At 68.3% G+C, this 18,501-nt stretch carries 15 protein-coding genes; 6 read left to right on the plus strand and 9 right to left on the minus strand.

The window, feature by feature from the left end; translation table 11 throughout:
• Window positions 1–36: 36 nt before the first annotated feature.
• The 4 genes from IB269_RS27885 to IB269_RS27900 all read right to left on the minus strand — a co-directional run bounded on the left by IB269_RS27885 (window position 37) and on the right by IB269_RS27900 (window position 4,671).
• Complete coding sequence (locus tag IB269_RS27885; protein ID WP_013803472.1) at window positions 37–843, minus strand: ABC transporter ATP-binding protein; 807 nt, start codon at window positions 841–843, stop codon at window positions 37–39.
• Window positions 840–1,775, minus strand: a complete 936-nt coding sequence (ntrB, locus tag IB269_RS27890) for a nitrate ABC transporter permease (protein WP_063326783.1) — start codon at window positions 1,773–1,775, stop codon at window positions 840–842. The genes IB269_RS27885 and ntrB overlap by 4 nt, the downstream gene beginning before the upstream one ends.
• A 40-nt stretch (window positions 1,776–1,815) precedes the next feature.
• Complete coding sequence (locus IB269_RS27895) at window positions 1,816–3,096, minus strand: CmpA/NrtA family ABC transporter substrate-binding protein (RefSeq protein ID WP_192368852.1); 1,281 nt, start codon at window positions 3,094–3,096, stop codon at window positions 1,816–1,818.
• Window positions 3,097–3,405: 309 nt separating this feature from the next.
• On the minus strand, window positions 3,406–4,671 hold the full coding sequence (locus IB269_RS27900; RefSeq protein WP_192368853.1) for a nitrate regulatory protein: 1,266 nt from the start codon (window positions 4,669–4,671) through the stop codon (window positions 3,406–3,408).
• Window positions 4,672–5,003: 332 nt separating this feature from the next.
• Between IB269_RS27900 and IB269_RS27905 the strand changes: the two genes are divergently transcribed.
• The gene (locus IB269_RS27905; protein WP_192368854.1) at window positions 5,004–6,701 is read left to right on the plus strand and encodes a putative bifunctional diguanylate cyclase/phosphodiesterase; all 1,698 of its coding nucleotides are present in this window, start codon (window positions 5,004–5,006) and stop codon (window positions 6,699–6,701) included.
• Window positions 6,702–6,791: 90 nt separating this feature from the next.
• Window positions 6,792–7,832, plus strand: coding sequence for a tRNA (adenosine(37)-N6)-threonylcarbamoyltransferase complex transferase subunit TsaD (gene tsaD, locus IB269_RS27910; RefSeq protein WP_063326779.1), 1,041 nt, complete (start codon window positions 6,792–6,794; stop codon window positions 7,830–7,832).
• A gap of 180 nt (window positions 7,833–8,012) precedes the next feature.
• Here tsaD and IB269_RS27915 read toward each other — a convergent pair whose 3' ends face one another.
• Complete coding sequence (locus tag IB269_RS27915) at window positions 8,013–8,393, minus strand: Hsp20/alpha crystallin family protein (protein WP_034391459.1); 381 nt, start codon at window positions 8,391–8,393, stop codon at window positions 8,013–8,015.
• Window positions 8,394–8,491: 98 nt separating this feature from the next.
• Here IB269_RS27915 and IB269_RS27920 point away from each other — a divergent pair, with 98 nt between their 5' ends.
• Window positions 8,492–9,802, plus strand: coding sequence for a branched-chain amino acid ABC transporter substrate-binding protein (locus IB269_RS27920; protein WP_192368855.1), 1,311 nt, complete (start codon window positions 8,492–8,494; stop codon window positions 9,800–9,802).
• Window positions 9,803–9,829: 27 nt separating this feature from the next.
• Here IB269_RS27920 and mltB read toward each other — a convergent pair whose 3' ends face one another.
• Genes mltB through IB269_RS27940 form a run of 4 tightly spaced genes read right to left on the minus strand, consistent with a single transcriptional unit; the run spans window position 9,830 to window position 15,136 of the window.
• Complete coding sequence (gene mltB / locus IB269_RS27925; protein ID WP_192368856.1) at window positions 9,830–11,008, minus strand: lytic murein transglycosylase B; 1,179 nt, start codon at window positions 11,006–11,008, stop codon at window positions 9,830–9,832.
• Window positions 11,005–13,185: a transglutaminaseTgpA domain-containing protein gene (locus tag IB269_RS27930; RefSeq protein WP_192368857.1), complete on the minus strand. Its 2,181-nt coding sequence runs from the start codon at window positions 13,183–13,185 to the stop codon at window positions 11,005–11,007. The genes mltB and IB269_RS27930 overlap by 4 nt, the downstream gene beginning before the upstream one ends.
• Window positions 13,182–14,216, minus strand: coding sequence for a DUF58 domain-containing protein (locus tag IB269_RS27935; RefSeq protein ID WP_192368858.1), 1,035 nt, complete (start codon window positions 14,214–14,216; stop codon window positions 13,182–13,184). Before IB269_RS27935 ends, IB269_RS27930 begins: the two co-directional genes overlap by 4 nt.
• Window positions 14,216–15,136, minus strand: coding sequence for an AAA family ATPase (locus tag IB269_RS27940; RefSeq protein WP_099753123.1), 921 nt, complete (start codon window positions 15,134–15,136; stop codon window positions 14,216–14,218). Before IB269_RS27940 ends, IB269_RS27935 begins: the two co-directional genes overlap by 1 nt.
• Window positions 15,137–15,226: 90 nt before the next feature.
• Here IB269_RS27940 and IB269_RS27945 point away from each other — a divergent pair, with 90 nt between their 5' ends.
• The 3 genes from IB269_RS27945 (at window position 15,227) to IB269_RS27955 (ending at window position 18,341) form a co-directional block, all read left to right on the plus strand.
• Complete coding sequence (locus IB269_RS27945) at window positions 15,227–16,132, plus strand: histone deacetylase family protein (protein WP_049801441.1); 906 nt, start codon at window positions 15,227–15,229, stop codon at window positions 16,130–16,132.
• Window positions 16,133–16,149: 17 nt separating this feature from the next.
• On the plus strand, window positions 16,150–16,959 hold the full coding sequence (locus IB269_RS27950) for an enoyl-CoA hydratase (protein WP_192368859.1): 810 nt from the start codon (window positions 16,150–16,152) through the stop codon (window positions 16,957–16,959).
• A 92-nt stretch (window positions 16,960–17,051) separates the two neighbouring features.
• Window positions 17,052–18,341: a mechanosensitive ion channel family protein gene (locus IB269_RS27955; RefSeq protein ID WP_063326775.1), complete on the plus strand. Its 1,290-nt coding sequence runs from the start codon at window positions 17,052–17,054 to the stop codon at window positions 18,339–18,341.
• Window positions 18,342–18,501: the final 160 nt, after the last annotated feature.

Genomic DNA, 18,501 nt, shown 5'->3' on the forward strand with positions numbered 1-18,501 from the left:
GTGCAGGGCCCGGAAGGCGGCAGGACCGGCGAAGGTTCAGGCCGCCTTTTCCACATGCCCCTGGCGTGTGTAGAGGAAGTCGATCACCGCCTTGCGGCACTCGCGGTAGCGGTCGTCCTCGGCCAGCGCCACGCGGTTGCGCGGCCGGGCGATGCCGACTTCCAGCACCTCGCCGATGGTGGCTGCCGGGCCGTTGGTCATCATCACGATCTTGTCGGACAGCAGCACGGCCTCGTCCACGTCGTGGGTGACCATGACCACGGTGCTTTGCGTGCGCGCCACGATCTCCAGCAGCTCGTCCTGCAGCTTGGCGCGCGTGAGCGCATCGAGCGCGCCGAAGGGCTCGTCCATCAGCAGCACCTGCGGCTCCATCGACAGCGCGCGCGCAATGCCCACGCGCTGCTTCATGCCGCCCGAGATTTCACCGGGCCGCTTGTGCGCGGCATGGGCCAGGCCCACCAGCTCCAGCGCGGCCAGGGTGCGTGCCTTGAGCTGGGCGCGGCTTTCCGTGCGGCCATAGACGCGCTCCACGGCCAGGTGGATGTTGCCCTCGCAGGTCAGCCAGGGCAGCAAAGAGTGGTTCTGGAAGACCACGGCGCGCTCGGGCCCGGGGCCCTTGATCTCCTTGTTGGCGCACAGCAGCACGCCCGTGGTGGGCGTGGTCAGGCCCGCGATCAGGTTCAGCAGGGTGGACTTGCCGCAGCCCGAGTGGCCGATCAGCGAGACGAATTCGCCCCGCGCAATGGTCAGGTCGATATTGCGCAGTGCCGGAAAAAGGCCCTTGGCGGTCTTGAAGCTCTGCTCCACGCCCTGGACCTCGATGAACTTGGACGATGCATTCATGCCTTCACCTCTTCGAACGTAAATGCCGTTGCCAGCTTGACCAGGGCCATCTCCAGCAGCAGGCCCACGATGCCGATCACGAAGATCGCGATGATGATGTTCTTGACGTTGAGGTTGTTCCACTCGTCCCAGACCCAGAAGCCGATGCCCACGCCGCCGGTGAGCATCTCGGCCGCGACGATGACCAGCCAGGCCGTGCCCACGGCCAGGCGCACGCCGGTCAGCATGTAGGGCAGCACGGCGGGGAACAGGATGGTGGTGGCGATCTTCCATTCGCTGAGGTTGAGCACGCGCGCCACGTTCATGTAGTCCTGCGGCACGCGCTGCACGCCCACGGCGGTGTTGATGAGCATGGGCCAGATGGAGCAGATGAAGATGGTCCAGATGGCCGCCGGGTTGGCGCCCTTGAAGACCAGCAGGCCGATGGGCAGCCAGGCCAGCGGCGACACCGGGCGCAGCAGGCTGATCAGCGGGTTGAACATGCGCGACAGGAAGTTGAAGCGCCCGATCACGAAGCCGGCCGGAATGCCGACCAGCGCCGCCAGGCCAAAGCCCACGGCCACGCGCTGCAGCGAGGCCAGCACATTCCAGCCCACGCCCTGGTCATTGGGGCCGTTGCGGTAGAACGGGTCGCTGAAAATCTCCACCGCCTGCTGCCAGGTCGCCAGGGGCCCCGGAATGCTCTGGCCCGAGCCCGCGGCCACCAGGGACCACACGCCCACCAGCAAACCGAGGCCGCACAGCGGCGGCAGCACGGCCAGCCAGAAGGCGCGCGAGAGCGCTGCCCAGTCGCGCGGGGCGGCGGGCGCCCGGGCCTGGGTGGCCGGCGCGGCTGGAGCGGCGGGCCCTGAGACCTGCGCGGAGATCGGTGTGGAAGCGGCTGCCGGCGCGGCAGCGGATTCGGCCGGGAAGTGGAAGACGGCGCTGACCATGGTGTGTTCCTCTGTGGGGTGGGGCTTCAAAGGGGATCTCTCAGGCCTTGATGGCAAAGCTGTCTGCGTACTTGCGCGGGTCCTTGCCGTCCCAGACCGTGCCATCCATGAGCTTGCTGCTGCGCATCTCCGCCTTGGGCAGTGGGGCCTTGGCGGCGGTGGCGGCCTGCTGGTAGATGTCCAGGCGGTTGATGGAGCGGGCCACGCCCAGGTAGTCGGGGTGGTCCTTGAGCAGGCCCCAGCGCTTGTGCTGGGTCAGGAACCACATGCCGTCGGACAGGTAGGGGTAGCCCACGCTGCCTTCGCCGTAGAACTTCATGTGGTTGGGGTCGTCCCAGGTCTTGCCCATGCCGTCCTGGTAGCGGCCCAGGATGCGCTGGTTGATGGCGTCCACGCCGGTGTTCACATAGGCCTTGCCGGCGATGGTCTCGGCCATGCGGGTCTTGTTGGCCAGGCTCTCGTCGATCCAGCGGCTGGCCTCGATGATGGCCGCCGTCACGGCGCGTGCCGTGTTGGGGTTCTGGCGTGCGAACTCGGCCGTGGTGCCCAGCACCTTTTCGGGGTGGTCCTGCCAGATGGACTGGGTGGTGGCGGCCGTGATGCCGATGCCGTCCATGATGGCGCGGTGGTTCCAGGGCTCGCCCACGCAAAAGCCGTCCATGTTGCCCACGCGCATATTGGCCACCATCTGCGGCGGCGGCACGGTGATGACCTTGGCATCCTTGAGCGGGTGGATGCCGTTGGCCGCCAGCCAGTAGTACAGCCACATGGCATGCGTGCCCGTGGGAAAGGTCTGGGCAAAGGTGTATTCGCGCTTTTCGCTGGCCATCAGCTTGGCCAGGCCCGCGCCATTGACGGCCCCCTTGTCGGCCAGTTTCTTCGACAGCGATATGGCCTGGCCGTTGTGGTTGAGCGTCATCAGCACGGCCATGTCCTTCCTGGCGCCGCCCACGCCCAGGTGCACGCCGTAGACCAGGCCGTAGAGCACGTGGGCAAAGTCCAACTCGCCGTTGACCAGCTTGTCGCGCACGCTGGCCCAGCTCGCTTCCTTGGAGGGAATGATCTTGACGCCGTACTTCTGATCGATCCCCAGCACCGAAGCCATGACCACGCTGGCGCAGTCGGTCAGCGGGATGAAGCCGATGCGCACCTCTTTCTTCTCTGGCGCATCCGAGCCGGCCGCCCAGGCGCCATGGTGGCCCAGCTGGGTGTAGAGCGCCGCACCGCCTGCCAGCGTGCCGGCCTGGCGCAGAAAGTCGCGCCGGGGCAGGGCCGGGCCGGCGGTGAGAGGGCCTGTGGTGGGCTTGGGGCTTGACGCCATGGCGGAACTCCTTCGATTGTCGGGAATGGAACACTTGCAAACGGGCTCTGTTCCAAGCAAAACGGCGTCCTCTCCAGCCGCGCTGCGCGGGGAGAGTGACGCCGTTGTCCTGGGGCCTTGAATCAAGACCGGGGTCCCGGCCGCCTTTGGCCGGGAGTTGCCAGAGTCAATGCAGAAAGCGTGCCAGGCCGTGTTCACAGGGGGCCATGCCGTCCATCGGCCTTGCAGTCCTCGCCGGGCCACCTTCTGGTGCGTTCCATGGCACCAAGTCGGTGCTGCACTGCAGCATGGCTCGCACCGGCCTAGCGTTCAAGGCGCGGGCGGCAGGAGATCGGCCATGGAAAGCACGGCCTGCGCCACATCGGCCAGGCGGCGGTTCTGGTTCATGGCGGTCTGGCGCAGCAGCTTGTGGGCCTCGCCTTCGCTGAGCTGGCGCCGCGCCATCAGCAGGCCCTTGGCGCGTTCCAGCAGCTTGCGCTCCGTGAGCGTGGCGCGCACGGTCTCCAGCTCGGCCTGCATGGCCTGCAGGCGCTGCGACTGGTCCTGCACCAGGTCCATCACGGAACGGTCCAATTGCGGCCCCAGCCGTGCGGCCGGCGGCTGCAGCTCGCCCGGCGCCAGCGTGGCCGAGACCGGCGCGCTTGCCAATGCCTGCGGCGCCTGCAGCAGCGTCTGCAGGGCGGCGCGGGCATCGGCAATGCGGTGCTGGCATTGCTGCTGCAGCTCGGCCGTCAGGCGGGCCTCGACGGTCTGCAGCGCGTCCATGCGCTGCGAGCAGCTGTCGAACCAGGGCTCGGCCATCTCCACGGACAAAGGCGCGCCCGCCGTGGCCGTGCAGCCCACGCGGCGCAGCCGCTCGATCACGGCCAGCGTGGCGTCGGCCGCACTTCTTTCTTGCCACAGGGCCAGGGAATGGGGCGGCGCGAACTCCGCAAAGACCTGAAAGCAGCGCTCCTGCGAGGCGATCAGGTGCAGCCAGTGCTGCTGGCGCGGCGCATCGCTCACGCCCGCGCCGAACGCCGCCACGCCCGTGGCGCGCTCCTGGCCCGCGAACTCCTTGCCCTGCATGAAGTTGAACAAGGCCACCAGCAGGCGCGAGATGCCGGGCTCGGGCGCGCTGTCCGCCGCCTCGAAGACCACGGCCAGCAGGCCGGCCACCAGATCGATATAGAGGGCCGTGGCCGCCTCCGGCGACAGCGTGCGGCTGGCGACGCGCTCGCGCAGCGCGGGCAGGGCGTCCAGGCACTGCAGCACATGGGCGATGCGGCTGAACAGCCGCGCGCCATGGCCGGGGTGGCCGGTGAGTCCCGCACCACCGGGCTGCATGTCCACCAGCTCGAAGCCGTCGCGCGCCGCAGCGGCCATGCGGTCGCACTCAGCCATCTGGGCCAGCCGTGCCTGGCCGCCGCGCGCGCCTGCGCTGGCCAGAAACACGTTGGACAGGCCGCGCTCCTTTTGCAGCGCATGGATGAGGCGGCTGAGCAGATCCACCAGGGCGCTGGTGCGCTGCAGTTGCTCCAGCTCGCCGATTTCGCACTGCCGCGCGGCCACAAGAAAGTTGAGAGCGGTTTTCATGGGGGGCTTGGTCCTGTCTGCCTGCCTTGATGCAGTTTGCCTTGGTGCAAGGGACCTGGATGCAATTCCCATGCCGGGGGCGTCGCGCGGTGCTTGCATGGGCACGGGATCGATGATTTGATAGAATTTTTTTAATGATTTGAAATTTTCGATACACAAACTGACGTGTAAGCGTGTCGAATGTTTGCAAAGCGAATGGGGCGGTTTTTCAAGAAAAGCCCCGTTCATCCGGCGCACATGGCAACGCAGACCACGGCATTGGGCTGCGCAATGCGGCAGTGAGGCTGAATCGGCATGAGTTTGAAATATCACGAGAAGATCGGTTTTTCCCCATGCATTCGCTGTTCATGACCGATGGGGTGTCCCGGTGGATGCCTGCGCGCTGGCGCAGCCCGGCATTTGCGTGCTGGCTGGCTTCGCTGCTGCCCTGCATGGCGCAGGGTCAGGTGCTTGCGGCTGCCCCGGATGGCGTCGCGTCGGCGCAATTGGCCGATGAGGGCGTCTGGTTCGCTGGATGGCATGCCCTCGGCCCGTGGGGTGCCGGTGCGTTCGTGGCCTTCCTGCTGGTGTGCTCGGTGCTCTACATCCGCATGCGCTGCAAGGCGCAGCGCCTGACGCAGTCGCTCAAGCAGAGCAATGAGAAATTGCTGCGCGCCAATGTGAAGCTCAAGCGCATCGCCTTCCGAGACCCGTTGACCGGTACGGCCAACCGGGCGCTGTTCGAATACCGGCTGGGCCGCACGATTGCGCGCGCCGACAGCTCGGTGGAGCAGCCGGGGCCCTGCGGGCCGGTGCGCGTGGGCCTGCTGTACATCGACCTGGATGGATTCAAGCCCATCAACGATGTGGAGGGCCATGCCGCCGGTGATGCGCTGCTGTGCCAGGTGGCCGTGCGTCTGGGCCATATGACGCGCAAATCGGACACGCTGGCGCGCGTGGGTGGCGACGAGTTCGTGCTGCTGCTGGGCTGCCTGGCTTCGGTGGACGACGCCGTGGCCATGGCAGGCCGCGTGCAGAAGGCCTTGAGCCAGCCGTTCGACCTGCCAGGAAAAGCGGTCTCCATCAGCAGCTCCATCGGCGTGGCCATCTATCCCGACCATGGCAAGAAGGAAAAGCTCATGGCGGCGGCCGATGCCGCCATGTACACGGCCAAGCGTGCCGGCGGGAACACCTACGCCATCTTCAAGGAAAGCATGCGCCAGGGCGTGGCCGCGCAGTTCGACCTGCAGCAGGCCCTGCGCCGCGCCGTGGCCAGCCAGCAGCTGGTGCTGTTCTATCAGCCCAAGATCGATACCCGCACGGGCCGCATCCGCAGCGTGGAGGCGCTGGCGCGCTGGAACCACCCGCAGTTCGGCCTGATCAGTCCCCGCGTGTTCATCCCGCTGGCCGAGCGCTTCGGCCTGATCAGCGAGATCGGCGACTGGGTCATCGACGAGGCCTGTCGCCAGACCGCGCAATGGGCGCGCGAGCGGCGCTTCATGCGGGTGTCCATCAATATCTCGGGCTACCAGCTCTTTCAGACGCGGCTGGCGCAGTTCATCGCCGAGGCGATCGCAAGGCACCACATCCGGCCCGAGCAACTGGTCTTCGAGATCACCGAGTCCGTGGCCATGGAGGACGACAAGACCACCATGGCCGTGATTGCCGAACTCACGGGCATGGGCGTGCAGATCTCCATCGACGACTTCGGCACCGGCTACTCCAGCCTGGCCCTGCTGCGCCAGCTGTGCGCCGACGAGGTGAAGATCGACCGCAGCTTTGTGCGCGACGTGGCCCTCAAGAGCGATGCGCGGGCGGTGGTCGATGCCATCGTGCGCCTGGCCCATGCGCTGGAGCTGCGCGTGGTGGCCGAAGGCGTGACCAACCAGCAGCAGCGCGAAGTGCTGCAGGCGCTGGGCTGCGACGAGCTGCAGGGCTTTTACTTTGCCCGCCCGATGGATGCCCAGGCACTGATCGCCAGCGAAATCTGGACCTCCGACGGCTTCGAGCCCGTGCGGTTCTCGCGCTCTTCCTACATAGACAACCTGTAGCGGAGCGCCGGCCGTGCAACTGCCCGCCTGCCAGGGGCCATTGATGCCGGTGGCCGTGCGCCGCGCCCGCAGGTTCTACACTTCAGCCCCATGAGTTTGCTGATTCTGGGGATCGAATCCTCCTGCGATGAAACCGGCGTGGCCCTGGTCGAGGCCCCCGATGGCACGGGCGTGCCCACGCTGCTGTCCCATGCGCTGCACAGCCAGATCGACATGCACCGCGCCTACGGCGGCGTGGTGCCCGAGCTGGCCAGCCGCGACCACATCCGCCGCGTGCTGCCGCTGACCGAAAACGTGCTGGGGGAGTCCGGCCGCACGCTGGACCAGGTCGATGTGATCGCCTTCACGCGCGGCCCCGGCCTGGCCGGCGCGCTGCTGGTAGGCGCGGGCGTGGCCTGCGCCATGGCTGCGGCATTGAACAAGCCCGTGCTGGGCGTGCACCACCTGGAAGGCCATCTGCTGTCGCCCTTCCTGAGCGCCGATCCCCCCGAATTCCCCTTCGTGGCCCTGCTGGTCTCGGGCGGCCACACGCAGCTGATGCGCGTGGATGGCGTGGGCAGCTACGCCATTCTGGGCGAGACCATCGATGACGCGGCCGGCGAGGCCTTCGACAAATCGGCCAAGCTCATGGGCCTGCCCTATCCGGGCGGTCCCGTGCTCTCGCGCCTGGCCGAAGGCGGCGATGCCCAGGCCTTCAAGCTGCCCCGGCCGCTGCTGCATTCGGGCGACCTGGACTTCTCCTTCGCCGGCCTGAAGACGGCCGTGCTGACCCAGGCGAAGAAGCTGGGCGATGACCTGGAGGCGCGCAAGGCCGACCTGGCCGCCAGCACGCAGGCCGCCATCGTCGAGGTACTGGTCAAGAAGACCCTGGCCGCGCTGCAGCAGACCGGCATGAAGCGCGTGGTCGTGGCCGGCGGCGTGGGTGCCAACCGGCTGCTGCGCTCCCAGCTGGATGCGGCCTGCGCCAAGCGCAAGCTGCGCGTGCACTACCCCGAGCTGCACCTGTGCACCGACAACGGCGCCATGATCGCCATGGCCGCCGCCATGCGCCTGCAGGCGGGCCGGGAAGTGGCCAACCGGCACTACGCCTTCGACGTCAAGCCGCGCTGGCCGCTCGATTCGCTGGCTTGATTCTTCGGCCGCCTCTGCCTTCCCCATCGCCGCGCTGTGCGGCGGGGCACCTGTGATGCGCAGCCTGCGCACAAAAAAAGCCCGGCATGTGCCGGGCTTTGAAAACGGGCTGTCACCTTGCTAAGAGGAGGGAAGAAAGGATTGGTTGACAGCCCGGGTGCACAAACTCGCTGACCGGATTTACTGGATGCTCAGCGTGGTGGCCTTGCTCTGCGGCTCCAGGCGGGCTAGGGACAGCGTGAGCACGCCGTTTTCCAGCTTTGCGCTGCTGGCGGCAGTGTCGATCTCATGGTCCAGCTCCCAGGCGCGCTGCACCTGGCGGGGCGCACCCTCGACGCTGGACAGACGGACCACGGCGCCTTCGATGCTCAGCTGCAGCTGCTCGCGGGACAGGCCGGGCACATCCAGCTGCAGCGTCGTGGCCTTTTCATCGCGCTGCACCTGCACCGACGAGGGAGAGTGGGCGGCGTTGCCCAGGGTGCCTTGCAGGAAGCGCTGCAGGGCCAGATCGGCGGCTTGGGGGTTGAAGGCGTTGCGGCGGAGAACAGGCGAGAAGATCATGGTGAAGTGGCTCCTATAAACTGCGCGGCTTCATCGAAGTTGTCGCCGCATGGAGCGTAGTTGAGCGGCGTTGAACGCATTTCAAGAGGGAAAAAGCCATGAATAAATTGCGCCGCAAGGTCTTGAAAAGCGGTGCCATGGCGCTATTTGCGGCGCCCGCGCTGGCGGCCCTGGCCGCAAACGAACGCGGACAGCCCGTGCCCCCGCCGCGCGGCGAGCCCATACGGCTGGCGCTGATCGAAAGCCTGTCCGGCCCCTTTGCCAACACGGGCGAGGCCGTGTTCCGCAACCTGCTGTGGGCCACCGAGCGCGTGAATGCGCGCGGCGGTGTGTCACTGCCGGCCGCGCAGGGCGGCGCCCGGCCCCTGGCCATCGAACGCCATGACAGCAAGGGCCAGAACGAGGAGGCGCTGTCCGCGCTGCGCGCAGCCATCGACGGCGGTGCGCGCGTGGTCATGCAGGGCAATTCATCGGCCGTGGCGGCCGTGCTGGTCGATGCCATTGCCAAGCACAACGAGCGCGATCCGGCCCGGCGCGTGCTGTACCTGAACTACTCGGCCGTCGATCCTGCGCTCACGAACGAGCGCTGCAGCTTCTGGCACTTTCGCTTCGACGCCCATGCCGACATGCGCATGGCCGCGCTGATGCAGGTGCTGCGCGAGGACGCGGCCGTGCGCAGCGCCTACCTGATCGGGCAGGACTACAGCTTTGGCCAGGCCGTGCTGCGCGAGGCACGGCGCCAGCTGGCCGCGCAGCGGCCCGATGTGGTCATCGTGGGCGACGAGCTGCACCCCGTGGGCCGCGTCAAGGACTTTGCGCCCTATGCCGCCAAGATCAAGGCCAGCGGCGCCCAGGCCGTGATCACGGGCAACTGGGGCAACGATCTGATGCTGCTGGTCAAGGCCGCGCGGGAGGCGGGTTTTGACGGCCGCTTCTACACCTTCTACGGCAATGCGCTGGGTGCACCCGCCGCTTTAGGCGAGGCCGGCGTGGGCAAGGTGCTGGCCGTGGCCGACTGGCTGCCCAACGTGCCGGGCCCCGACAGCCAGGCCTTCTACAAGGCATTCCGCGAGCGCTTTCCCAGGCCTGCCGATGACTATGTGCACATGCGCATGCAGCTGATGATCGAGGCCCTGGCCCAGTCCATGGCGCGTGCGGGCAGCACCGACACGGTGGCCGTGGCGCAGGCGCTGGAAGGCGCCGAGGTGGCGCTGGCCGGGCGCAAGGGCCGCATGCGCGCGGCCGACCACCAGTTCCAGCAGGCGCTGGTGGTCGGCGTCATGGACAGGCAGGGCGCGCCCGGCGTGCCCTTCGATGTGGAGGGCTCGGGCTACGGCTTCCGCGTGGTGCGAGAGATCGAGGCGGCGCGTGCCGAGCAGCCTGCGATGTGCCGCATGCGCCGGCCCTGACCGCCTCGACGGTTTGGATGGCCCGGATCAGCGGCCCATGGCCGCAGCGACTTCCTGGCCCAGTTCGATCACGGACAGCGCGTAGTAGCTGGACCAGTTGTAGCGCGTGATGGCATAGAAGTTCTCCGTGCCCGCGATGTACAGCGGCTGGCCCTGCGCGCCGTTTTCCAGCTTGACCAGGGCCAGCGGCCCTTGATGCGCCGCGCCGCTGCCCGGCAGCTGTACGCCGCGCGCAGCCATCTCGTCGGCCGTGAACTGGGGCAGGATGTCGGGCGCCAGCAGGGCGGCCAGGTCGGCGCCCTGGGCCTGCATGATCACAGGGTAGTGCGTGGGCATGCCGCTTTTCCAGCCATGCGCGACAAAGTAGTTGGCCACCGAGCCGATGGCGTCGGCCGCGCTGCCGAACAGGTCGATGCGGTCGTCGCCGTCGAAGTCCACCGCCCACTTCACCCAGCTGCTGGGCATGAACTGGCCCATGCCCATGGCGCCCGCGTAGCTGCCGCGCAGCGAGAACGGGTCCGTTGCGGCGCGGTGCGTGAAGCGCAGGAACTGCTCCAGCTCGCCGCGGAAGTACTCGGTGCGTGCCTGCGCGCGGGGGTGGGCTGCGGGGAAGTCGAAGCTCAGCGTGGCCAGGGCGTCGATCACGCGGAAGTTGCCCATCTGCTGGCCGTAGATGGTCTCCACGCCGATGATGCCGACGATGATTTCGGCCGGCACACCGTACTGCTTTTCGGCACGCGCCAGCGCGGCGGCATTGGCCTGCCAGAAACGGGTTCCGGCGCGTATGCGCACGGGCTCGACAAAGCGGCTGCGGTAGACGCCCCAGTTCTTGGCCGTGCCCTGGGCAGCCGGCGTCATCAGGCGGGGAACCTGGGGCAGAAAGCGCGCCTGGGCGATGGTGTCGCGCACCCAGTCCACCGGCAGGTCGTGGCGCATCGCAATGTCGGCGGCCATCTGCATGGCATCAGGCCGTTCTCCGTAGGCGGTGCTGCCCTGCACGGTCCTGGCCACGGCGGCGCCGCCTGCCGCCGTGGCGGCGGCAGCAGCGGCCGTGCGCTTTTTCGTGGAAGGTTTGGCCGTGGACTTGGCGGCAGTCTTGGCTGCGCCGGTCTGGGCGGGCGCCGGCTTGCTGGCCAGCGCGCCGCAGGGCAGGGCGGCGGCCGCAAGCAGCAGCAGGGCGGAGGGGATCAGTCGTTGCTTGGTCATGGTGTGCTTGTCGTGGGGCCGGCAGCGGCGGCTTGTGGCCGTGGCTGCGGATTGCGTGGCCAGTCCAGCGCCCGCCATTGGCGTCGCAGGGCGGGCAGGCCGGGGGTATCGGGTGCGGAATTGGGTGCGGACTGGGGTGCGGATCGGGGGACGGATTGGGGGGCGCGTGCGTAGCGCTGGCGCTCCATGTCCAAAAGCCAGTCGTGCAATGCCTTGGCGGCCGTGGCGTCGTCCTGGCCCCAGCGGTCCATGACCTGGGCTGCCAGCGCGCGCGGGGGCAGGCTGGCATCGGCATCCAGGCCGATGCGGCGCAGCCGGGCGCGGGTCCTGTCCATCAGGCGCAGCCATTCATCGCGGCTGCTGCGCTGGGCGCGGGCCATCCAGGCCAGCCAGGCCAGCGCAGCCACGCCGGCCAGCGCGCCCAGCAGGCGCAGCATGTCCACCCACGAGGGCGACTGCACGCCCAGGTTCTTGAGCAGGTCCAGCTGGCGGCTTTGCGTGTAGTTGAGCACCCACTGGTTCCAGCCGTTGTTGACGGCCTCCCACACGGCGCGCATCTGCTGCAGCATGCCCACGCCCACGAAGTTGCCCACGGCGCCCGCAATGGCACCCTGGGGGGCGCGCAGGCGCTGGAACTCGCCCACGCGCGACGGGGCCACGGCGCCGGTGGGGTCGATGCGCACCCAGCCCTCGTCCGCCAGCCAGACCTCGGTCCAGGCGTGGGCGTCGGCGTTGCGCACGGTCCAGTAGCCATCGACAGGGTTGCGCTCGCCGCCCTGGTAGCCGGTGACGATGCGGGCAGGCACGCCCATGCCGCGCATCAGCACGGCGAAGGCCGAGGCGATGTGCTCGCAGAATCCCTCTTTGCTGTCGAACCAGAAGTCATCGGCCGTGTGCACGCTGTCCACCACGCCGGGCTCCAGCGTGTAGGTGTAGCCGCCCGTGCGCAGGCGCGCCAGCGCGGCCTGTACCCAGGCGCGGGGCGGGGCGTCGGCCAGTTGCGGGTCGGCGCGCATCTGCCGGGCCAGCGCCAGCGTGCGCGGGTTGCTGCCTTCGGGCAGCTGGGTGTAGCGGCGCAGGGCGCGCGTGGGCTGCAGCGGCCCGTAGCTGAACTGCACATGGCTTTGGGCGCTGATGCGCACCACGTCGGTGATGGGGCGCCAGGCCAGCCATTGCAGCTGGGGCGTCATGCGGGCGCTGCCCATGCCCGGGGGCAGTTCGGGAGCCCTGGCCGCGGCGTCCAGCAGGGGCAGCCAGGGGCGGCGGCTGGGCTCGATGGTCATCTGGTAGCTCACGCCCTCGCCGGAGACGCGCAACTGCGCGTCCTCCAGAACGGCCTCCGTGTCCATCTGCCATTCCTGTCCGTCAAAGCGCGACAGAACGGGCCCCCGGAAATACAGGGTGTTGGCAGGCGGAGGAGCACCATCGGGCGTATCGAAGCGCAGGCGCAGGGCCACGTTTTCGTCCAGCACCAGCGAGGCCATGGAGCCCACGCGCATGTTTTCCGACAGGCCGCTGCGGCCGGCCAGGTCGTTGCTGGGCACACCCCACAGCGGCGCCATGCGCGGGAAGAACAGGAACAGCGCCACCATCACCGGCGTACCCCACAGCGCCAGCAGCGCTGCCGTGCGCAGCGCCTGTGTCAGCGGCGGGCGGCTGGCGGTCATGTGGGCATTGACCAGGGCCGTGAGCAGGCCCAGCAGGCCCAGCACCATGGCCAGGGCCAGCGGCAGGGACTGCGAGTAGAAGAAGTTGGCCAGCAGCGCGAAGAAGCCCAGGAAGAACACCACCATGGCATCGCGCCGGGCGCGCAGCTCCAGTGTCTTGAGCGCCAGCAGCAGCACGATCAGGGTCACGCCCGCATCGCGCCCGATAAAGGTGCCGTGCGAGACCCAGGTGGCGCCCACGGCCAGCAACAGCAATCCACCCAGCACCCAGCGGCCGGGCAGGGGCTGGCCGCGCCAGGCCAGCAGGCCGCGCCACAGCAGCAGGCCGGCCACGAAGACCATGGTCCACCAGGGCGTGTGGGCGGCCTGGGGCATCAGCACCCAGGCGACCACGGCCAGCAGGAACAGGGTGTCGCGCGCATCGCGCGGCAGGGCGGCCAGGCGCTGGCGCCAGGGGGCCGCGGGCTGCGCAATGGCTTGGAAGGAGGAGGGCATGGACGTGCGATTCATGGGCAGGCCGCCAGGGCTTCCAGGCAGAGCGTGGCGTGGGCCGCGCCCTGGTCGGGTGCGATCTCGCGGCCGTCGGGCAGGCGCAGGCCCCAGGTCAGGTCCTGCTGGCGCGCGACCAGCACCCAGGCGGTCAGGCGGCTGAGGCGGGCCTCGGGGTCGGCCAGGCCGGTGGCCTTGGCGTCCAGCCACAGGCGGTGCTGCTGGGACAGCGGGCGGTCGCGGCTCACCAACTGGTCACTGCCCGTGGCAAAGGCCTGGGCGGCCTTTTTCCAGACCACCAGCTTGAGCGCATCACCGCGTCGGTAGGCACGCACGCCATCGAACTCGTCGCCGTGGCGCGTGGAGGCCGCGCTGCGGCCGCCGGCATCGGCACTGGCCGCAGGCAGGGGCGGGGGATTGTGTTCGGGCGCCGGGTAGATCCAGGCCTGGGTCTGCGCGCGCCACAGCGCCCAGACGCGGAAGGTGCCCAGCGGGTAGCGCGTGGCCGCCGTGATCGTGGGCAGCGATTGCAGGCCCCGGCGCAGTGGCGTGAAAGCCAGTTGCGCCGTGGTGCTGCCCTGTGCCGGGACATCGATCCACGTCCAGTCGGTGGCCGCCGTATCGCCCTGCACGGCCAGGCCTATGCCCCAACGCGTGCTGCGGCGCGTGTTGTGCAGCACCACGTCGAAGCGGCAGGGCTGGCCGGCAAAGCTGCCGGCCGGAGGCAGCAGGTGCAACGCCAGGCCGCGCAGATTGCCGTGGCCGACCACCATGCCCGCTGCCGCGCTGCCGGCCAGCAGGAACGTCAGCAGATAACCCAGGTTGAGCTGGTAGTTGATGGCGGCCACCAGCAGCACGCACAGCGTCAGCGCCAGGGCCCAGCCTGCACGCGACGGCATGATGTAGACATTGCGCTGGGTCAGCTTCAGGCTGTCCGTGCGGGGCAGGCGGGCATGCCACCACTGGCGCACGCGCCGCGCGGGAGACCAGCGCTGGCGCAGCGATGCCCCCGGCTGGGGGGCGCCGGGCGAAGACGCGGGAGCGGCCGGCATCAGCGCAGCGCCACGGCGTCCAGCATGGCGCGCACCTGCTCCACGGCGCCCCGGCCTGACGAGCCTATGGGCACCAGGCGGTGGGCCGCCGTCTGCGGCAGGATGGCCTGAACATCGTCGGGCGCCACATAGTCGCGCCCTTCCATCAGGGCCACGGCCCGGGCCGCGCGCAGCAGCGCAATGCCCGCGCGAGGCGACAGGCCCTGCACGAACCACTGGCCCGAGCGCGTGGCTTCCAGCAGGTCCTGCACATAGTCGAGCAGGGCATCGCTGGCATGCACCTGCAGCACGGCAGCCTGCAACTGCTGCAGCTCGTCCGTGGTCAGCAGCGGTGCCAGCGCGTCGGCCTGGGCGCGCCGGCCATTGCCGGACAGCAGGGATCGCTCGGCCGCGCGGTCGGGATAGCCCAGGCTGATGCGCATCAGGAAGCGGTCCAGCTGGCTTTCGGGCAGCGGGAAGGTGCCCAGCTGTTCCTGCGGGTTCTGGGTGGCGATCACGAAGAAGGGTTCGGGCAGGCGGTGCGTGCGGCCCTCGGCCGAGACCTGTCGCTCCTCCATGGCTTCGAGCAGGGCGCTCTGCGTCTTGGGGCTGGCGCGGTTGATCTCGTCGGCCAGCAGCACCTGGGCGAAAACGGGGCCCGGGTGGAAGACAAAGGTCTCGCTGGCGCGCTCGTAGATGGACACGCCGGTGAGGTCGCTGGGCATGAGGTCGGCCGTGAACTGCACGCGCGAGAACTGCAGCCCGAAGCTGTGTGCCAGCGCATGCGCCAGCGTGGTCTTGCCCACGCCGGGAACGTCTTCCAGCAGCAGGTGTCCCCCGGCCAGCAGGCAGGCCACACTGTCGCGGACCTGAGCCGGTTTCCCTACAACCACCGTGTTAAGCTGATCCAGAAGCGCCTTGATCTTGTGTGTTGCTTGCATGGCGCGACGTTATCCTAAAAAAAACATCGCGGAGACATCACTGTGGGCAAGACGGGTTATTTCACCCATAGGGAGTGCTGGCGGCATGAGATGGGGCCGGGGCACCCGGAATGCCCGGCCCGGCTCGACGCCATCGAGGACCGGCTGCTGGTGACCGGCGTGGCCGATGCGCTGGAGCGGCACGAGGCCCCCCAGGCCTCGCTGGCCGACATCGAACTGGCCCATGACCGCATGCATGTGGCCGCGCTGCAGGGCCTGACACAGCGCCTGGTCGAGGAGCAGCAGGCCGGCGGCCCCGAGTACTCCCAGATCGATACCGACACCTCCATCAACAGCCACACCTTCTCGGCCGCCCTGCATGCGGCCGGCGCCGCGCTGGCGGCCACCGATGCGGTGATGGCCGGCGAGTTGGAGAACGCCTTTTGCGCCGTGCGCCCGCCGGGCCACCACGCCACGCGCCACCAGGCCATGGGCTTTTGCTTCTTCAACAACGTGGCCGTGGGCGTGAAGTACGCGCTCAGCCGCCACCACCTCAAGCGCGTGGCCGTGATCGATTTCGACGTGCACCACGGCAACGGCACGGAGGACATCCTCTCCGGCGACGACCGCGTGCTCATGTGCGGCATCTTCCAGCACCCGTTCTACCCCTTCAGCGGCGACCAGCATCCGGCCGCCAACATGGTCAACGTGCCGGTGGCCGCATATACCAAGGGCATGGACATCCGCGAGATCGTCGAGATGATGTGGATTCCGCGCCTGGAGGCCTTCAAGCCCGAGCTGATCTTCATCAGCGCCGGCTTCGACGCCCACCGCGAGGACGACATGGGCCAGCTGGGCATGACCGAGCAGGACTTCACCTGGATCACCTCGCGCATCAAGGACATCGCGCGGCGCTTTTCCAAGGGTCGCATCGTCTCCTGCCTGGAAGGCGGCTATGTGATGGGGCCGCTTGCGCGCAGCGTGGAAGCGCACGTGCGCGTGCTGGCCGACCTCTGAACCGGATCTGGAACACCATGAACGCGAGCACCCATCCTCCTGAAGCCAGCCCCCTGCTCGACGTGCAGCGCGACGCGCGCGGCGTCGTGCGGCTCACGCTCAACGACCCGCAGCGCTTCAATGCCCTGGGCGAGCAGATGCTCACGCAGCTGCAGCAGGCGCTGGACGATGTGGCGCGTGATGAGTCCGTGCGCGTGGTCGTGCTGGCTGCGGCCGGCAAGGCCTTTTGCGCGGGGCACAACCTCAAGGACATGGCGGCCCATCCGCAGCTGGACTACTACCAGAAGCTGTTTGCCCAGTGCAGCCGCATGATGCTGTCCATCCACCGGCTGCCCGTTCCCGTGATCGCGCGCGTGCACGGCATTGCCACGGCGGCAGGCTGCCAGCTCGTGGCCCAGTGCGATCTGGCCGTTGCTGCGCAGGCGGCACGCTTTGCCACCAGTGGCATCCACTACGGCCTGTTCTGCGCCACCCCCAGCGTGCCGCTGGTGCGCAATGTGCCGGCCAAGCAGGCCATGGAGATGCTGCTCACGGGCGACTTCATCGACGCGCAGCAGGCGCTGGAGCAGGGTCTGGTCAACCGCGTGGTGGCCGAGGAGGCGCTGGACGATGCCGTCGAGCACTTCGTGCAGTCCATCGTCAGCAAGCCCCGTGCGGCCGTGGCCATGGGCAAGGCCCTGGTCTACCGGCAGCGCGAGATGGGCATCGAGGCGGCCTACCAACTGGCCGGCCAGACCATGGCCGCCAACATGATGGATGCCGACGCCCAGGAGGGCGCCCAGGCCTTCGCCGCCAAGCGCGAACCGGCCTGGAAGACGGGCCACTGACCGACCTGCATGTAGGTCCCGGTCCGGTCGGCCTGTCCTGGATCTGCGCGATGATGGCGGCCTGCGCCCTTGCGGCGGAACGGCCCTGACCCATGGACATCTTCGACAAGCTCATCAACGACTTCCAAAGCTCCAGCGCCTGGCTGGAGTTCTCCGTGCTCATCGCCTGCCTGCTGCTGGCCTACGGTGCCATGCGCGGCCTGCATGCGCGCTACGGCCATCTGAACGATGGAAAGCCCTCCGTATGGATAGGCCGCCATGCGCTCGATGGCGCCCTGTTCCCGCTGCTGGCGCTGGTGCTGGTCTTCACCAGCCAGGAGATCCTGGCGCGGTTTTCCACGGTGTTCTGGCTGCGCGTGGCCGTGTCGCTGCTGGTGTCCCTGTCGGTGATCCGCTTCGTGGCGCGGGTGCTCAGCCGGACCTTCCCCCACTCCACCGTGGTGCGCCTGATCGAACGCATCTTCTCCTGGCTGGCCTGGGGCGCGGCCGTGCTGCACAGCATCGGCCTGCTGCCGCAGGTCATGGAGGAGCTGGAGGCCCTGCAGTTCAACATCGGCAAGACGCCGGTCAGCCTGCTCAACCTGATCGAGGGCACGCTGTCGGCGGGCCTGATGATGGTGGCCGTGCTGTGGGTGGCAACGCTGTTCGAGCAGAAGGTCATCAACCAGTGGGTCAGCGACCTGTCCATGCGCAAGGTGGCCATGAACATCACGCGCAGCGTGCTGATCCTGGTGGGCCTGCTGGTGTCGCTGTCCATGGTGGGCGTGGACCTGACGGCACTGTCCGTCATGGGCGGTGCCATCGGCGTGGGCCTGGGTTTCGGCATGCAGAAGATCGCCTCCAACTATGTGAGCGGCTTTCTGGTGCTGATCGAGCGCGCGCTGCGCATCGGCGACAACGTGCGCGTGGATGGCTTCGAGGGCCGCATCACCGACATCCGCACGCGCTACACCATCATCCGCGCGCTCAACGGCCGCGAATCCATCGTGCCCAACGAGACGCTGATCACCCAGCGTGTGGAGAACCTCACCGGATTCGACGTCAAGTTCGGCCTGTCCACCAACATCGTCGTGGGCATGGACAGCGATGTGGAGCAGGTGCGCGGCATCCTGCTCGAAGCCGCAGCCGCGCAGCCGCGCGTGCTCAAGACGCCCGCGCCTTCGGTGGCTCTGGTCGACTTCGTCGAGCAGGGGCTGCAGTTCAGTCTCAGCTACTACATCAACGACCCGCAAAATGGCCAGGGCAATGTGCGCTCCGAGGTGAACCTCGCCGTGCTGCGCGGCCTGCGTGCCGCAGGCGTGAGCCTGCCGGTCCCCAAGCAGGTGGTACAGATCACCGAACGCGGGGGCGTGGTGGCTCAGGCAGCAGAGAAAAGCAGCTAGGATTATTCCTAGGTGCATACCCTGAGTTCAGGCTGTTCCCCCGCAGTAAATCTCAAGGGTCGTGCTTAAAATGGCACGATCGTTCTTTTTTGTGAGCGCGCATGCGGCCCTCGGCCGTCAGGGAAACCTGCCGCAGCTGCTGCAGTGCCGCATACAATGA

The organism is Delftia sp. DLF01, assembly GCF_014852125.1.
Taxonomy (GTDB): Bacteria; Pseudomonadota; Gammaproteobacteria; order Burkholderiales; family Burkholderiaceae_C; genus Comamonas; species Comamonas acidovorans.

What these genes read in the sequence shown, in the direction of transcription:
- IB269_RS27885 (WP_013803472.1), bottom strand. Translation starts at nt 843, where the DNA reads ATGAATGCATCGTCCAAGTTCATCGAGGTCCAGGGCGTGGAGCAGAGC.
- ntrB (WP_063326783.1), bottom strand. Translation starts at nt 1,775, where the DNA reads ATGGTCAGCGCCGTCTTCCACTTCCCGGCCGAATCCGCTGCCGCGCCG.
- IB269_RS27895 (WP_192368852.1), bottom strand. Translation starts at nt 3,096, where the DNA reads ATGGCGTCAAGCCCCAAGCCCACCACAGGCCCTCTCACCGCCGGCCCG.
- IB269_RS27900 (WP_192368853.1), bottom strand. Translation starts at nt 4,671, where the DNA reads ATGAAAACCGCTCTCAACTTTCTTGTGGCCGCGCGGCAGTGCGAAATC.
- IB269_RS27905 (WP_192368854.1), top strand. Translation starts at nt 5,004, where the DNA reads ATGCATTCGCTGTTCATGACCGATGGGGTGTCCCGGTGGATGCCTGCG.
- tsaD (WP_063326779.1), top strand. Translation starts at nt 6,792, where the DNA reads ATGAGTTTGCTGATTCTGGGGATCGAATCCTCCTGCGATGAAACCGGC.
- IB269_RS27915 (WP_034391459.1), bottom strand. Translation starts at nt 8,393, where the DNA reads ATGATCTTCTCGCCTGTTCTCCGCCGCAACGCCTTCAACCCCCAAGCC.
- IB269_RS27920 (WP_192368855.1), top strand. Translation starts at nt 8,492, where the DNA reads ATGAATAAATTGCGCCGCAAGGTCTTGAAAAGCGGTGCCATGGCGCTA.
- mltB (WP_192368856.1), bottom strand. Translation starts at nt 11,008, where the DNA reads ATGACCAAGCAACGACTGATCCCCTCCGCCCTGCTGCTGCTTGCGGCC.
- IB269_RS27930 (WP_192368857.1), bottom strand. Translation starts at nt 13,185, where the DNA reads ATGAATCGCACGTCCATGCCCTCCTCCTTCCAAGCCATTGCGCAGCCC.
- IB269_RS27935 (WP_192368858.1), bottom strand. Translation starts at nt 14,216, where the DNA reads ATGCCGGCCGCTCCCGCGTCTTCGCCCGGCGCCCCCCAGCCGGGGGCA.
- IB269_RS27940 (WP_099753123.1), bottom strand. Translation starts at nt 15,136, where the DNA reads ATGCAAGCAACACACAAGATCAAGGCGCTTCTGGATCAGCTTAACACG.
- IB269_RS27945 (WP_049801441.1), top strand. Translation starts at nt 15,227, where the DNA reads ATGGGGCCGGGGCACCCGGAATGCCCGGCCCGGCTCGACGCCATCGAG.
- IB269_RS27950 (WP_192368859.1), top strand. Translation starts at nt 16,150, where the DNA reads ATGAACGCGAGCACCCATCCTCCTGAAGCCAGCCCCCTGCTCGACGTG.
- IB269_RS27955 (WP_063326775.1), top strand. Translation starts at nt 17,052, where the DNA reads ATGGACATCTTCGACAAGCTCATCAACGACTTCCAAAGCTCCAGCGCC.